The sequence below is a fragment of the Anaerostipes sp. PC18 genome (assembly GCF_039789045.1).
Taxonomy (GTDB): Bacteria; Bacillota; Clostridia; order Lachnospirales; family Lachnospiraceae; genus Anaerostipes; species Anaerostipes hominis.
In genome coordinates this window covers 325,341-340,424 of sequence record NZ_CP121164.1, presented here as the reverse complement: position 1 = coordinate 340,424, position 15,084 = coordinate 325,341, and the positions used below count along the sequence as shown (strand labels likewise).

Sequence of the window (15,084 nt, the reverse complement as noted above, 5' to 3'; positions counted from 1 at the left end):
TTCTGCCTCCTCACTTACTGGCGGAAGAACGGTGTCTTCGCATCACTGTCCAGCATTTCTTTGAGCTCATCATCCAGCTTCAGAAGAGAGATTGAAAATCCTGCCATCTCCAGTGCTGTGGCATACTCTCCCACATAATATCTGTGAACACTGATTCCCTTTTCTGAGAGCACCTTATCGATGCGGCGGGTCACAATATACTGTTCATCTAAAGTGGTGGCTCCAAGGCCGTTTACGAGGACAGCCACCTCATCGCCGCTCTCATAAGGAAGATCCGCAACGATCTGGCCTAACATCTCATCTACAATCTGGTCCGCCGGCTCAATTTTTCCCCGTCTGATACCGGTCTCTCCGTGGATGCCCATGCCGATCTCCATCTCATCTTCGCCGATGGAGAATCCTGCTTTACCAACTCTCGGCACCACACAAGGGGTAAGAGCGACTCCCATAGTCCGAACATTGGCATTGGCTTTGTCTGCAATTCTCTTTACATTGTCCAGATCCATCATTTTATCTGCTGCAGCTCCTGCACACTTAAATACAAAGAAAATACCTGCCACTCCCCGGCGGGTGCTCTTCTCCCCCGGTGCGGAAGGACCGGCAGAAGCCACGTCATCGGCTCCGAGAACGGTCTCCACACGGATATCCTCTTCCATGTCTGCCATCTCGGCCGCCATATCAAAGTTAAAGATATCTCCGTTGTAATTTCCGTAAATATAGAGCACGCCTGCCCCGCTGTCAATCTCTTTTGTCACGGCAAGCATCTGATCTGCACTCGGAGATTGAAATACGTCACCCACGCAGCAGCCGTCCAGCATGCCTTCTCCAACATAGCCAAGGAACAGAGGAAGATGACCGGAACCGCCTCCTGTGGCGATGCCGACTTTTCCTTCTTTTTTGTGTTTAGACACAAGGCACTGAAGGTCACCGTCTGTGCAGGTCACCATGTCTTCATGTGCGATATAGATGCCGCTGAGCATCTCCTTTAAATAATTGTCCGGCTCATTGATAATTTTCTTCATCTCTCACACTCCTTATTTATTTGGGAATTTAATCTGTGAAGGATATGCCCAGCTCTGTAATTCTTCCGGAGGGAAGTAATCCGGCTCCTGTCCTCTGTTTGCAACGAGAGAATTGAAGTATAACTGAGCAAGTTCTTCAATATAGGAGGCTTTCAGGTAAGCATCGTAAATTTCTCTGCTGTCTACGGCAACGGCGCCGTGTCCCTGAAGCAGGAAACAATCTGCTTCCTGAACTGGTTCGATAACGCTGTCGGAGAGATCCGTGGAACCTGGGCGTCCGTATGGAGCCACCGGAATTCTGGATTTGCTCACTCCTAAATTGGCAACTTCGTATACAACAGCCGGGATCGGTTTTTTCAGCACCGCAAAGGTGGTAGCATACATTGAATGTGTATGCGCAACTGCATTGACCTCCGGTCTCGTCTTATAAATCTGTAAATGCATTAAAGACTCACTGGTCGGACGCAGCCCTGAAAGGTTCTCGATGACATTGGCATCCAGGTCTAAGACAACCATATCCCTTGCCGTGAGAAGTTCTCTGTCCACCTGAGTCGGTGTGATGACTACATAGCCTGTCTCTTTATCCCTGGCACTGAAGTTTCCGGACAAATGCTTGCACAGTCCGTCCTTCTGAGCTCTTTTTGCAATCTGAACTACATCCTTTTTTAATGATTCTAACATAATGATTTCTCCTTTTCTTTTTGAACAATGGTAAGGATCTCTTCCGGCTGTTTTGCCTGCTTCAGCTTCTTTAATGCAGACGGGTCCTCCAGGATCTCATTCAGCTGGAACAGCACTCCCAAATGATTGGTGGCATCCGGAGTCCCAAGAACTATGACAATATCCGCGTTCAGGTACCCATTGATGTCAATCCTTTCCGGAAGCTTTAACAAAGAGATGCAGATCCTCCCGGCTCCGTCCTCCACTCCCGCATGGGCAATAATGACTCCGTCAGCGATCATAATATATGGCTTATCTTCCCGGATGATCTGGACCATCCGCTCCACATAGCGCTGTTCGATATCTCCCCGTGCAAGCAGCGGAGCCGACGCCGTCCTTACGGCATCTTCCCATTCCATCGGCTTCTCTGATATCCGAATTGTTTCCTTTGTAAGTACATCTGCCAGCATGGGCTGTTCTTTTATCTCCGCTGTTCTTTCTGCAGTTCCCTGGACATTTACAGGGTTTAAGACTCTGTTTATCTCTCTGACCAGCGCGTCCCGGTCCTCAATGACTGCGTGCTGCTCCACAGCCCTTACAATTTCTGTCACATCCACTTCATGGGGCATAATACCGTTAATCTCACTCAGCACCTTTTCCCTGAACTTATGCTTGGAGGCTTCATCGAGAAATGGTTTTACGAGAAACTGAAGTTTATCCGTCTCCAGCCGGACCATAGTAAAGACTAATTCAAATTCTTCTTTGTATTCGGTAAAATCCCTCATAGAAAGGCATGTGAGGAACTCGATCTCCGGAAACAGCTCCCGCAGTGTGAAAAATAAGAAGTTGGAAACCGACACGCCGTTGGCACAGACGATCACAGCTCTTTTTTTCTGATTTTCTATGTCCAGGATTCCTTCTCTCTGAAGCCATGCCCCGAAGAGCGCTGTAATATAAACCAGCTCTTCATCGGGAAATTCACTTCCCGCCAGTTCCTCCAGCGGTTTCATGGATCTCTTTACCATGGCGTGCAGGGAACTGTATCTCGGAAGTACCATGTCTACAATACTCTGTTCAATATGATAGTGGTATTTGACCCGGTAAAACGCCGGCTTCACATGCTGAAAGAGCGCTTCAAGAAGAATGTCCTGCTCCTTGATGTTGACGCATATAATCTTCTCAAAATTGTCGATGACCTGTCTGGCCGCCTCCATGATCTCCACTTCGCTTCTCAAATTATCCGACTGGAAACTGTGATAGTTGGAAATCTGAATCTGCGCGGCAAAAAAGATCTTTTCCGTCTGCCATGCCACGTCGTGCTCTTTTGCAAACTCCACCATGACAGAATACTCTTTTGTTCCGGCGATATGCTGGAAGGACTCGGGAAGATCTTCCAGAATTCTCCCTTTCTTGATGCGAATCAGCACCAGACAGAGGATATACGGAAGTTCCCTCAGCCTTTCATCGGTGAAACGGATCTTTAACTTATTCTCAATCTCACTGATCTGCCCCCGCACCTGCTCCATGAGTTCCGGATCGACCTGGGAAATCTCCATAATGGCTTCCTGCCCGTTCGGCATATTTAAGATCTGCCGCACAATAGGGATCATGGCCTCCCGTTTGCAGAACTCACTTCCGGCCAGATGATATCCGTCCTGTCTGCTGTAATGGATTCCAAGGCCGTACGGCGCCAGCCTTTCCTCCAGTTTTTTAACGTCGATCAAAAATGTATTCTTGCTGATATCCAGCTTTGATGTAAAATGGTAAATTGATAATTCTTCCCTTGTGCACAGAAGGATCAGGAAGATCAGAGCTCCCCGTTCTTTGTCGGAGTACACATAGGTACTGTCTTTGATCCCGATATCCTCGGTCTGGTACTGTTCCAGCACAGGAACCGGTATCACAAATTTCCCGGTGCGCAGTCTTTCTATCTTGGGCAGTCCGTTATCCGCCAGGTACTGGTTAATCTTATCCATCGTATAGCTGACCTGCTTCCTGGACAAATCTAATGACTGCTCCACTTCCTTTCCAGTTATAGACGGATTATTTACAATTGTTTTTAATACTAAATAGCCTCTTTCGTCTAAATACACTAGAATCCCTCTTTCATCGTTCCGGTGCTATCTGGTAACCTCAATGCCCGGTGATTTTGCCTCGTAATCCAGCAGTTCCTTTAATTCATCATCCAGGCGCATGACCGTCAGCGCGGCTCCGTTCATATCAAGGGAAGTCACATAGTCCCCAATAAAAGTCTTATAAACGGAAATTCCCTTTTCTCTCAGGTATCTTTCAATTTCATCGTACAGTACATACAGTTCCATGACCGGTGTCGCCCCGAGACCGGAAAGCAGCACCGCCGCCTCTTCCCCTTCTCTGAGTTCCAGGTCGTTTGCTACTGTTTCAGCCATGTTCTCTGCAATCTTTGCGGCAGGCTCCAGGTCCTGCACATTAATGCCCGGTTCCCCGTGGTGTCCGATCCCCACCTCCATAGTTCCTTCTTCGATATGGAAATTGGGATGTCCAACTGCGGGTATGGCACATGGACTTAATCCTACACAGATACTTCTTGTATTGTCCACTGCTTTTTGGGCAGATGCAATGACCTCATCCAGATCTCCGCCTTTTGCTGCCCTGGCTCCCCCGATCTTCCACATAAAAACGCCGCCTGCGATACCATGGCGTTTTTCCTTCGTTTCCTTCGGAGATGAAGCCACATCATCGTTTGCGGTTACATACTTTACAGTGACACCGGCTTTTTTCGCTTTTCGTACAGCCATTTTTACATTCATGTTGTCTCCGGCATAGTTTCCAAACAGACAGGCCACGCCTTCTCCAGCGTCCGCCTCCATAAATGCGTCATAGAATGCCTGGGCGGACGGCGAAGAGAAAACTTCGCCGACTGCCACAGCATCCACCATATTCTTTCCGACATAGCCAAGAAAAGCAGGTTCATGTCCGCTGCCGCCGCCTGTTACCAGTCCGACTTTTCCTTCCACCGGTGTATTTATGTATTTTACCACACGGTCATTGGCCTCAGACTTCACGACAAGATCTCCGTGGGCTTTTAAAAAGCCTTTGAGCATATCTTCTACGACGTAATCCGGATCATTGACAAACCTCTGCATAATTCTTCCCCTTTTCTATGTCTAAAACGTTTAGTTGTTTGTTTCCTGCTGTGCTTCTTTGCTAAGGCTTCTGTAGTAGAGTACAAAACAGATCACCCAGACGATCAGGATGGCCAGCGGAATAAAGTTTCCGTCCAGTACCTTAAATACATGGGAGAAAGCGTAAGTCTGGATCGGTCCATCAATGGAACTGTTGGAGATCATCTCTCCCACTTTCAGGGATACTGCTCCTGTTGTCCTTGCAAGGTCGGTCATAAACGGCGCGAACGCAGTACCAACCCATAAGAATACCGGCGCGAAGACGGTGCAGAGAATGATCATACGGATCAGGTTTCCTCCAGTAACAAGGAATGCTGGTACGGCAAGTGCAAGGTTGATGATACCTGCAAACGGAAGGATTTCATTTCCCGGCAGGAACATAGAGAATAATAATGTGATTGGCACAGAGTAGATCACTGCCAGCCAGATCTCATTGGATCCTCCGAGGAACGGCCAGTCAAGCCCTACTACGAGAGTTCTTCCTGAGAATTTCTTATTCATGAAGTCACTGACTGCCTCAGAGATCGGAGCCAATGCCTGCATAAAGTATTTTGTGATGACCGGGAACAGAGTCAGCGCTGTCGCTGCCTTAATCGCCAGGGTCAGAGTATCTGCTACACTGTATCTGGCGAGAACTCCGAAAATAATACCAAGAATGAATCCAAGGATATGGTTCTCTGCAAAAATACCAACTTTATCTTTTAATGCCGCTGCGTCAAACTGTTTGTTTAATGCAGGTACTTTCTTTAAAATACAGTCAATCGGATACATGACAGCTGCCAGGAAGGTCATCTTATGGGTACAGGTTACACCCGGAATTCCGGAAAGCTTTTCGATTCTGTGCTGATGCATATCTGCCGCTTTCAGCTCAAAAATGATCTGGATAGCTGCTACCACAAATGCGCAGGCAATGGATCCTGCCCCTCCAAAATGAGGTTTTGTGATGGCTACAACGGCAACGGCAGTAAAAATCTTACCCCATACGTTCCAAAGATCGGCGTTGAATGTATTTGTTTTGTTAATGACCAGCATGATGACATTGATGATGATCAGCAGCGGGAACATTAAAAATGCGTATGGCCAGGACCAGGATATGGTTGACATGGTGGTCCAGCCTCCATCCACGATAGGCAGTGAAATACCGGTTGATTTTAACATGGCCTGAGCCGCTGGGCTGATGGTATCCGTCATGAAGGAAATGAGCATTGTCATTCCTGTAAACGCCACCCCGAGTGTAATACCGGCGGAAACCGCATCTTTCACCTTCATCCTTACGATCAGTCCGGCGATAATGATAATGATAGGAACGAAAATCGCCGCCCCCAAACTTAACAGATAGTTGACAACTGAACTCAATACTTGCATACAATCTCTCCTTTCATCCTCTTACGATGTGTCTTTTGTAGTTTTTCTCCTCTTATTTACATGCTTCGATCAGTTTTTTCAATTCTGCATCCTGACCTACACCGGTTAAGAATGCGATTCCGTTGATGACCGGAATCGGATACTCCTTGTCGATTTTTGTGATCGCGATATATGCCACGCTTGAATCCATATAGCGGTCTACGGATTTTAAATCTACCGCTTCCACCTGAGCGTCTACCTTATTTTCTTTTAATAAACGGTTCACCTTGCTTGCTACTGTCTGAGATGTTGCTACTCCGCTTCCGCATGCTACAATGATCTTTTTCATAATTTTTATTTCCTTTCTTGAGATAAGCCCTTGTTTTCATTTACTTTCACTCTGTGATCAGAGTCCTTCCATGGAAAGAATCGCTTCCATATACTCTTCTTTGGTTTTTGCATCCATCAGGCGTTCCATCAGGGACTCATCCTGGAAGTTTGCCACAAGGATCTGAAGCAGTTCCACGTGCTCGTCGGAACGCTTAAAGCCAAGCATAAAGATAAACTTCACATCATGTTCCACATCGTTTGCCGCCATTTCACACCACTTGACCGGTTCTTTTAATCTGACCGGCGCGATGAAAGGCTTTAAGATGTGTTCCGGATCTGCATGAGGGATCGCCACCGGATACGGCTCTACCGCCAATGCCGTCGGGAAGTTTTTCTCTCTTGTCTTGATCGCATCCACGAATGAGCTCTTTACAAAACCAAGTTCTTCAAGTTTTGCGGCCATCTTGTCAAAAAAGTCATCGGTGTCTGCCGCTTCCATATCCAGCTGGATCAGGTCTTTGTAAATCATGTCGCGTTTCAAACATTATCACTCCTTTTCTTTTTATTTTCATTTCATTCTTAGTACTCTTAAATTGTAACCCTGTAATACCCACTAAAACAATCTGAATTGGGTCCCAAAGTTGCTCATTGAATTGCTCATCACAAGCATGCGCAATCCGATTGCGCAACGCACCGCAAAATATAAATCAGGGCAAAAAAAGAAGACAATCTCCAGAATCTCATCTGAAGGTTGTCCTCTAAATCTTACGGTGACAGGGCGTCAGGCCTGTTTTGTCTCCATATATTCATTCAGTCTGCCGAGAAGTTCATTTACATTCATTCCGTGAACAAAAGCAGCTTCTTCCAGTGTCTCTCCCTGAGAAGACGGGCAGCCCACGCAGTGCATGCCGGATGCCATTAAAATAGCCGCGAAGTTTTCATCGATGGCAAGCAGGTCACCGATCACCATGTCCTTTGTGATTGTATTCATTTATAATACCTCCATTCTTAACAGTCGCCGTTCTTCTCCATAAATCCCTGAAGAAGAATCTTATTTAGTATAATACATTATAATTAAAAATACAATAATTCACCGGAATTCCCTTGATATTGTATATTAAGTATATTAAAATGAAAAGTACCTGGAAGGCGGGTCACCCGCCATTTCATACACAACTTTTTAAAGGAGGAATATAGATATGGCATATGTAATTTCAGACGCTTGTATCTCTTGCGGCGCTTGCGAAGGTACTTGCCCGGCAGGAGCTATCAGCGAAGGGGACGGACAGTACGTAATCGATGCAGATACATGCTTAGACTGCGGAGCTTGCGCAGACGGATGTCCAACCGGCGCTATCAGCCAGGAATAATCGATACATAAAAAGAGATGCCGCCCGGCATCTCTTTTTTGTTTGCGATGATGATTATTCGCGGTTTCTTTTTTTCTTCTTAAAAAAGAAGCCTCTCTCTTTTGTAGCTGCAATTTCTTCCCTGCTCTGCTGCTGCAGGCGGATCAGCTCGTCCAGCTTCTGGAATCTCTTCTCTTCCGACTCCTCCTTCTGACGGAACTGATAATCCATTTCCTTTGCCACCTGCCTGGTAACCTGATCTCCGATTTCCCGGCTCAGCTGATTTTTCTGTTCGTTTAAGGCCCGTCCCATAATCTTAACCATAACATTTTGGAACTGTTCCATTTTATCCTGCGGACCCACACTGCTCCCGCCTGCGGGAAAGGGAATGACATTCTTTGGCAGAGCCTCCTTGATTTCATCCATGCTCATACCCTCATCCCTCATATCACGGATCTTGATAAATGTATGTAGTTCTTTTTCCCCATAGTAACGGTAGCCTTTGTCATTCCGCGGAATATTAAGCTTCAGCTCTTCCTCCCAGGCCCTTAAAGTATAGGTTTCTAACCCTAATTCTTTGGCTGCTTCAGAAATCATTCGTCTTTTTTCCTTCATAAGTCCCTTCCTTTCTTCTTAATTTATTATAAGGTGGGGGCTCTTTGCGGGACAAGAAAAACCGCCCTCTAAAAGACGACGGTTTCTATCATAATCTGCAGGCTACATCCTGACTCTCTCTTTATTTCCAAACTTCGTATACTGTCCTAACCAGACAAGTTCCACGCTTCCTGTGGAACCATTTCTCTGTTTTGCCACAATGATCTCTGCAAGACCCTTTTTTTCAGAGTCTTCGTTGTAATAGTCATCCCTGTAGATGAACATAACGACGTCGGCATCCTGCTCGATGGAACCGGATTCCCTCAAGTCGGAAAGGACCGGCTTGGGCGGTTTCCTCTGCTCTACCATACGGCTCAGCTGTGACAGGGCAATAACCGGCGCATCCATCTCTCTGGCCAGCGCCTTTAAGGAACGAGAGATCTCGGAGATCTCCTGCTGCCTTGACTCTGACTTTTTCCCTCCGGACATCAGCTGCAAATAGTCGATGATGATCAGGCCCAGCCCGTAGGTCTGCTTATAACGGCGGCATTTGGACCTTAATTCCGCCACAGTGATTCCCGGAGTATCATCGATGATCAGAGGGGAACGCCCGATGGTCCCGGCACTCTCCATGATCTTCTCCCACTCGCTCTCCTGAAGCTCTCCGGTACGGATCGCCTGAGAGTCCACCATGGCCTCCATGGAGATCATACGAGTCACCAGCTGTTCCTTGGACATTTCCAGGCTGAATATAGCTGTGGGAACCTGTTTTCTTACCGCAGCATGCTGGGCGATGTTTAAGACAAATGCAGTCTTACCCATGGCAGGCCTTGCAGCCACCATAATGAGCTCCGACGGGTGAAGGCCGGTAAGCTTAAAGTCAAGATCATCAAACCCTGTGGCAACCCCGGTGATCCTTCCATCGGAGGCCGCCGCTTCCTCTATGCTCTCCAGCGTGTTTAATACAACCTGATCGATAGAGACAAAATCCTCACGGCCGCTGGCCTCCTGCAGGAGACCAAACACGTCCTTTTCCGTCTTTTCCAGGATCTGTGGAACCTCTTCCTTTCCAAGATAACAGTCCTTCGTGATCTCCTCCGTAACCCTGATCAACTTTCGCAGGGTGGACTTTTCTTTCACAATCCGGGCATACTGCTTGGCGTTGGCAGAGGTAGGCACCACCTCCAGAAGATCCCTTATAAACTCCAGGCTTTTCATGGATTCCGGCACATCTTTTTCTTTCAGCTTATTCTGGAGGGTGACCAGATCTACGGGTTTCCCCTCCTTATACAGCTCTGTCATCGATTCAAACAGAATCCCGTTCTGCTTCTGATAAAAATCCTCTTTGGTGACAATATCGGAAACATCGGCAATCGCGTCCCTGTCCATGATCATGGCACCTATGACAGACTGCTCTGCCTCCATGCTGTTGGGTTGTATTTTCTTGATAAATGCCTCATCCATTGTCTTTATTTATCCTCTTGTACTTTTACCTTTAATGTGGCAGTCACTTTCGGGTGCACTTTCACTTCAATATTGTGTACCCCGAGTGTTTTGATCGGCTCTGTGTGCATCTTCTTTTTATCCAGTTCATAGCCCAGCTGCTTTTTGGCAGCCTCTGCGATCTCTTTTGTAGATACGGCTCCGAAGGTTCTTCCGCCCTCTCCCACTTTCATCTTTAAGATAACTTCCTTTTCTTTGAGTTCCCCGGCAAATTTCTTTGCCTCCTCTAATTTCTCTTTTGCCACTCTGTCTTCATTGGCCTTCTTAAGCTTCAGATCGTTGACCGCTTTCTTGCTGGCTTCCACGCCGAGTCCCTTGCGCAGGAGCACATTTCTTGCGTATCCGTCATTTACTTCAACGATATCGTCTTTCTTTCCTACATTTTTTACATCCTGCAATAAAATAACTTTCATTTTATATGTCTCCTTCCTCTTTCATAAACTGCAGAGTCCCCTTGATGATCTGTTTTGCGTCATACAGGGAAACATCGACCATCTGGGCACCGGCCACGGTCAGATGGCCTCCTCCTCCGAACTGCTCCATAATCTTCTGTACATTCACCTCGTCAATTGATCTGGCGCTGACATAGACGCGCTCTTCCACGCCGGTCAATACAAAGGATGCCTTGATTCCGTCAATATCTAAAAGTTCATTGGCCACCTGGGCCCCGACCACCGTCGGACTGTCGATGCCGATCCCCACCAGAGTAGCAATGGCAAAGGAACCATACATGATCTCAGCATCGCTGACCGCTTTTGCCCGGATTCTGTATGAGTCCATACTGGTCCTGGACATTTTCCGTACTTTATTTAAGTCTGCTCCGCTCCGTTTCAGAAACGCCGCCGCTTCGAACGTCCGAACCCCTGTCTTGTTGACAAAATTATCCGTATCAATCAGCATGCCGAAGTACATGGCATTGACTTCCACCGGGAGAAGCTTAGGCTTCGTAGTGATATACTGAAGAACCTCCGCCACCAGCTCGCACGTAGAAGAGGCATAAGGCTCGATATAAGAGAGGACCGGATACTTGATCGTCTCTTTTCCTTTCCTGTGGTGGTCCAGTATGACGATCGTATTGGTCTGTTCCAGCAGATCTTCACACTCGGTATAGCTTGCATGATTTACGTCCACAACGATCAGCAGGGTGTTGTCATCCGTGATTTCCCTGGCCGTATCGCTGGAGATAAACATGTCCTCATCGTATTCTTCACACGACAGCAGTTCTTCCATGATCGGGCGCACCGAAATCGTCACCTCATTCATGACGATGTGGGCCTTTCTGCCCAGAGAAAGCCCCAGGCGGTATAATCCCACCGCAGCCCCCATGGCATCCGGGTCCGGTATTTTATGGCTCATAATAACTACATTTTCTTTGGATTCCAGAAGTTCTCTCAATGCGTGGGCCTTGACTCTGGCTTTGACTCTCGTATTTTTCTCAACTACGGCGGCATTCTCCCCGTAGTAGGAAATATCCTCGCCGTCCTTGATCACCGCCTGGTCGCCGCCCCGTCCAAGAGCCAGGTCCATGGCCGTGCATGCAGCCTCGTAGTTTTCCTGGTAGCTCTGACCGTTGATCCCAAGGCTGATGCTCAGCGTCATATTGCCGCTGCTTCCGAGATTGATACTCTTGACTTCCTCCAGAATATGAAACTTCTCGGCTTTGACTTTCTCCAGATACTTCTGCTGAAAGATGATCAAATACTTATCCTTCTCCGTCTTTTTGACAATGCCGGAAATATTCTGGATAAATTTATTGATCTTCTGGTCTGTCAGCGCCAGAAGCATGGACTGTTTTACTTCATCCACGTTGTCCAGAAGTTCATCATAATTATCAATATAGATCAGTCCGACCACCATCCGCTGATTTTCGTTCTGCTCCATATACATCTTGAGCATGGTCTGGTCAAAGATATAGGCGGCAATCATCGACTGGTCTCTGAGCCACTGTTTGGACTTGCTCTCTGTCTCCTCATCGATAAGACTGTCCATCTGGATCCTCACAAACTCGATCTTGTAAAAGCAGGTCATTTCCTGTTCTTTCTCCCTGATCTCTTTTTTCACGTGGGAGACTGCGTGATTCATCTCCGACGGAAGCAGATTCTTGTCCAGTTCGGGGAACATCTGCTGAAGCTTGGAAATGTTCTTCCCGTTCAAAATCTTTTCAAATGCCTGATTATACCACATGATATCCCCGTCCCCGCCAATCAGCACATAGGGCAGGGGCAGCTCTTTGATCAAATGGTTCTGGACCCGGCTCTGCTCGAATAAAAAGTCCATCGTTTCCTGTGTCATCTTCTTCTTATAATACGGATAATAAAGCACGGAAAACAAAAAGAAGATCAGTACAAAACAGGCCAGGATGATCCCGGACTTCACGTCAATGGAAAACACCAGGATGTCTGCCATCAAAAACAACAGTCCGGCCAGAACGGGCCAGACGATATCTTTGCTGACGCTTATACTTGTATTTTTATTTTTCATGATACGGCTCCTTAAACCTCGGATTCAAATATTGTATTTTTCATTATAGCATGACTGGCAGGCAAGGTCAAAAAAACCGCCATATCCATAGGGATACGGCGGCTTGTCTTTTATTAGTCCTGTGTGTAAGGCATTAAAGCGAGATGTCTTGCTCTTTTGATCGCGCTTGTGACAGCTCTCTGATGCTTTGCACATGTTCCTGTGATACGTCTCGGCAGGATCTTGCCTCTCTCAGAAACATATTTCTTTAATGTCGCTACATCTTTGTAATCGATAACGGCATCGGCTTCTGTACAGAATGCACATACTTTTCTTCTTCTGCGTCCGCCTCTTCTCCTGTTTGGAGAATCACCTCTATTATAAGCCATGATTAAACCTCCTAATTTAACTAAATGGCAGTTCCTCTTCCAATCCGTCCGGAATGTTCATAAAACCGTCTCCTGCGGCCTGGCTCGGCTGCGGCGGCTTCGAAGGATTTGCTGTCTGCATTCCTCCTCCGTTGTACTGGTCAGTTGCCGCTTTGCTCTCGCAGAAATCCTGTTCTTCTACAATAACGTCGGTGGTATAGACCTTGATTCCGTCCTTGTTGGTGTAACTACCTGTCTGGATTCTTCCTGAGATGACAATCTTGATTCCCTGGCGAAAATACTTCTCGGCAAATTCGCCGGCACGTCCAAATGCGACACAGTTGATAAAGTCTGCATCCGGTTCGCCATCCCTCTTGAATCTCCTGTTTACAGCTAAAGTATATCTTGCAACTGCCGTCGCTCTCTCACCCTGTGAGTATCTCACATCCGGGTCTCTGGTTAGACGGCCCATCAAAATCACTTTATTCATATTGGATTCCTCCTGCCTATCAAAGTGTTAGGCATCCTGTTTTACGACTAAATAACGTAATACATTTTCTGTAATTCGAAGTTTTTCTTCTAAAACAGCCGGAACTTCTGTCTCTGCGTCGAACTGGATGAAGTAGTAGTATCCTTCTCTCATCTTCTGGATCTCGTAAGCTAAACGCTTCTTTCCCCATTCATCGACATTCGTGATCTCAGCTCCTGCTTCTGTAATCATAGCTTTTGCTTTTTCCACTACTTCCGCTCTTGCTTCGTCTTCGATCTTAGCATTCACGACTAATGCGAGTTCATATTTACTCATGTTATCTGCACCTCCTTCTGGTCTTTTCGGCTCTTGATCTTCTGCCAAGAGCAAGGATAAATTTATATATCACAAGTTGATATGTTACCATAAATTCCTTTTAACCGCAAGCTTTTTTCACAAATCCCCTGAAATTCTTCTCCACGAGCTTCCTTGACACCATTACCTGCCGGCCGCAGCCCGTACATTTCAGCCGGAAATCCATGCCGACCCTCAATATCTCCCACTCATTGCTCCCGCACGGATGAGGTTTCTTCATTTTGATCACATCGCCGATCTGAAATTCCATACACTGCCTCCTTTTCTCTGATCTTTACGAAAAAGGCAGCCGGATCATGGGCTGCCTTTCACAAAGAGCTGTATTACTTTTTCTTCTCTGTCGTTGCTTTCTGCTTTGCTGTGGTTGTGGCTTCTGTGGTCGTTTTTTCGGTAGCTGTAGTCGTTGCCTTATACTTAAATGTGATCTTTTTCCACAGTTCCTGATCGATGCTCTTGTCATCGTCCCACTCCTTGTCTGCATCCTTCGTCCACTTTTTATATACCTTCTGGTATGCTTCCTGCTGTTTTTCCTGCAGAAGCGTACTCTTGGATGTGGCAAGCTCACTCTTTACATTCGGGTTCAGCATCTTGATGATGACATACGCATCGTCTGTCTCGACTACGCCGCTGACCTGATTCTTCTTTAATTTGGAAGCCGCATCTTCAAACTTGGTTCCGAGAGCTGCTTTTCCCTTTGTGTAGCTTTCTTCGTTGTCTGTGTCGACTTTATACTTCTTGGCTACTGCCTTGACGCTCTGACCTTTCCTGATCGCCTTCAACGCTTCTTTGGCTTTCTTCTGCTGAGCTGTCTTTTCTTTTGCAGTCATAGCTACTTCTTTGCCGGTCTTGCTGTCTGTTTTCTTCGTCGTGAAAACGAGCTTGTATACTTTTACGGTCTTCGCTTCGTCGTCTGTCACTTTCACATCTGCCTTTTCAATGATCGCATTCATAACCTTCTGGGCGATCAGATTTTCCTGCTGAATTTCCTTGATGTAATCTTTGTCTGCCCCGGTCACCTTCATCACACGTTTTCCAAGTTCATTTTTTGTAAAAGATTTTACGGATTCGTCCAGCTGTTTCTTCTCATCCGAAGTAAGCTTTACCTTGTAGTCATCTGCGTGGTCGGCCAATACTTTTACAGTCTTGATCTGGTTGATGACATTGTCTTTAATTGAATCCTGCATTGTGATCTTTTTGCCCTTTTTATCGGTACCGACCTGGGTAGACCACAGTTTATCGCCTAAATAGGATGCGTACTGCTGCTCTGCGCTGTACTGCATGATCCTGGCATATACATGGGCTTCCTTATAGGTCACCTTATTTCCTGCATATTCAAACAGCGTCTTGTCATCCTGCTTCTTGCAGCCTGCCAATAAGGCCGCGCACAAAGCCATAACCGCCGCAAGACATACAATCTTCTTCGCTACACGTTTCATTCTTCGTTTC

Annotated in this window: 18 protein-coding genes; 1 reads left to right on the top strand and 17 read right to left on the bottom strand. The window is 46.7% G+C overall.

Annotation, left to right across the window (positions count from 1 at the left end):
• Positions 1-14: 14 nt before the first annotated feature.
• From P8F77_RS01790 to P8F77_RS01755, 8 genes are all read right to left on the bottom strand, one after another.
• Positions 15-1,022 (bottom strand): dihydroxyacetone kinase subunit DhaK, encoded by a 1,008-nt coding sequence (locus tag P8F77_RS01790; protein WP_024728754.1) that lies wholly within the window; start codon positions 1,020-1,022, stop codon positions 15-17.
• Positions 1,023-1,034: 12 nt separating this feature from the next.
• On the bottom strand, positions 1,035-1,703 hold the full coding sequence (locus tag P8F77_RS01785) for a class II aldolase/adducin family protein (RefSeq protein WP_024728755.1): 669 nt from the start codon (positions 1,701-1,703) through the stop codon (positions 1,035-1,037).
• On the bottom strand, positions 1,697-3,775 hold the full coding sequence (locus P8F77_RS01780; RefSeq protein ID WP_024728756.1) for a BglG family transcription antiterminator: 2,079 nt from the start codon (positions 3,773-3,775) through the stop codon (positions 1,697-1,699). Before P8F77_RS01780 ends, P8F77_RS01785 begins: the two co-directional genes overlap by 7 nt.
• A gap of 27 nt (positions 3,776-3,802) precedes the next feature.
• On the bottom strand, positions 3,803-4,807 hold the full coding sequence (locus P8F77_RS01775) for a dihydroxyacetone kinase subunit DhaK (RefSeq protein ID WP_024728757.1): 1,005 nt from the start codon (positions 4,805-4,807) through the stop codon (positions 3,803-3,805).
• Positions 4,808-4,837: 30 nt separating this feature from the next.
• On the bottom strand, positions 4,838-6,211 hold the full coding sequence (locus tag P8F77_RS01770) for a PTS transporter subunit IIC (RefSeq protein ID WP_287519432.1): 1,374 nt from the start codon (positions 6,209-6,211) through the stop codon (positions 4,838-4,840).
• 52 nt (positions 6,212-6,263) lie between these two features.
• Positions 6,264-6,539 carry a PTS sugar transporter subunit IIB gene (locus tag P8F77_RS01765; RefSeq protein WP_006567625.1) on the bottom strand — a complete coding sequence of 92 codons (276 nt, stop codon included), beginning with the start codon at positions 6,537-6,539 and terminating at the stop codon, positions 6,264-6,266.
• A gap of 57 nt (positions 6,540-6,596) precedes the next feature.
• Positions 6,597-7,061, bottom strand: coding sequence for a PTS sugar transporter subunit IIA (locus tag P8F77_RS01760; RefSeq protein ID WP_024728759.1), 465 nt, complete (start codon positions 7,059-7,061; stop codon positions 6,597-6,599).
• Between the two features lie 240 nt (positions 7,062-7,301).
• Positions 7,302-7,511 carry a DUF1858 domain-containing protein gene (locus P8F77_RS01755; protein ID WP_006567627.1) on the bottom strand — a complete coding sequence of 70 codons (210 nt, stop codon included), beginning with the start codon at positions 7,509-7,511 and terminating at the stop codon, positions 7,302-7,304.
• Between the two features lie 208 nt (positions 7,512-7,719).
• On the opposite strand from P8F77_RS01755, the gene P8F77_RS01750 reads away from it, so the two are divergent.
• Complete coding sequence (locus tag P8F77_RS01750; RefSeq protein WP_006567628.1) at positions 7,720-7,890, top strand: 4Fe-4S binding protein; 171 nt, start codon at positions 7,720-7,722, stop codon at positions 7,888-7,890.
• Positions 7,891-7,944: 54 nt separating this feature from the next.
• On the opposite strand, the gene P8F77_RS01745 is transcribed toward P8F77_RS01750, so the two are convergent.
• The 9 genes from P8F77_RS01745 to P8F77_RS01705 all read right to left on the bottom strand — a co-directional run bounded on the left by P8F77_RS01745 (position 7,945) and on the right by P8F77_RS01705 (position 15,074).
• On the bottom strand, positions 7,945-8,484 hold the full coding sequence (locus P8F77_RS01745; protein ID WP_148459701.1) for a MerR family transcriptional regulator: 540 nt from the start codon (positions 8,482-8,484) through the stop codon (positions 7,945-7,947).
• A gap of 102 nt (positions 8,485-8,586) precedes the next feature.
• The gene (gene dnaB / locus P8F77_RS01740; RefSeq protein ID WP_024728761.1) at positions 8,587-9,927 is read right to left on the bottom strand and encodes a replicative DNA helicase; all 1,341 of its coding nucleotides are present in this window, start codon (positions 9,925-9,927) and stop codon (positions 8,587-8,589) included.
• 5 nt (positions 9,928-9,932) lie between these two features.
• A complete protein-coding gene (gene rplI, locus P8F77_RS01735; protein ID WP_148459702.1) occupies positions 9,933-10,379 on the bottom strand; it encodes a 50S ribosomal protein L9 in 447 nt (148 codons plus the stop codon).
• 1 nt (position 10,380) lies between these two features.
• Positions 10,381-12,447: a DHH family phosphoesterase gene (locus tag P8F77_RS01730; protein WP_148459703.1), complete on the bottom strand. Its 2,067-nt coding sequence runs from the start codon at positions 12,445-12,447 to the stop codon at positions 10,381-10,383.
• Positions 12,448-12,560: 113 nt separating this feature from the next.
• The gene (rpsR, locus tag P8F77_RS01725; RefSeq protein ID WP_006567633.1) at positions 12,561-12,815 is read right to left on the bottom strand and encodes a 30S ribosomal protein S18; all 255 of its coding nucleotides are present in this window, start codon (positions 12,813-12,815) and stop codon (positions 12,561-12,563) included.
• Positions 12,816-12,831: 16 nt separating this feature from the next.
• Positions 12,832-13,284 carry a single-stranded DNA-binding protein gene (ssb, locus tag P8F77_RS01720; protein WP_006567634.1) on the bottom strand — a complete coding sequence of 151 codons (453 nt, stop codon included), beginning with the start codon at positions 13,282-13,284 and terminating at the stop codon, positions 12,832-12,834.
• Between the two features lie 27 nt (positions 13,285-13,311).
• Positions 13,312-13,599, bottom strand: coding sequence for a 30S ribosomal protein S6 (gene rpsF, locus P8F77_RS01715; protein ID WP_024728764.1), 288 nt, complete (start codon positions 13,597-13,599; stop codon positions 13,312-13,314).
• 100 nt (positions 13,600-13,699) lie between these two features.
• Complete coding sequence (locus P8F77_RS01710; protein WP_024728765.1) at positions 13,700-13,888, bottom strand: DUF951 domain-containing protein; 189 nt, start codon at positions 13,886-13,888, stop codon at positions 13,700-13,702.
• 73 nt (positions 13,889-13,961) lie between these two features.
• Entirely contained in the window at positions 13,962-15,074 is a 1,113-nt protein-coding gene (locus tag P8F77_RS01705) for a peptidylprolyl isomerase (protein WP_287519420.1), read from the bottom strand.
• Positions 15,075-15,084 lie beyond the last annotated feature (10 nt).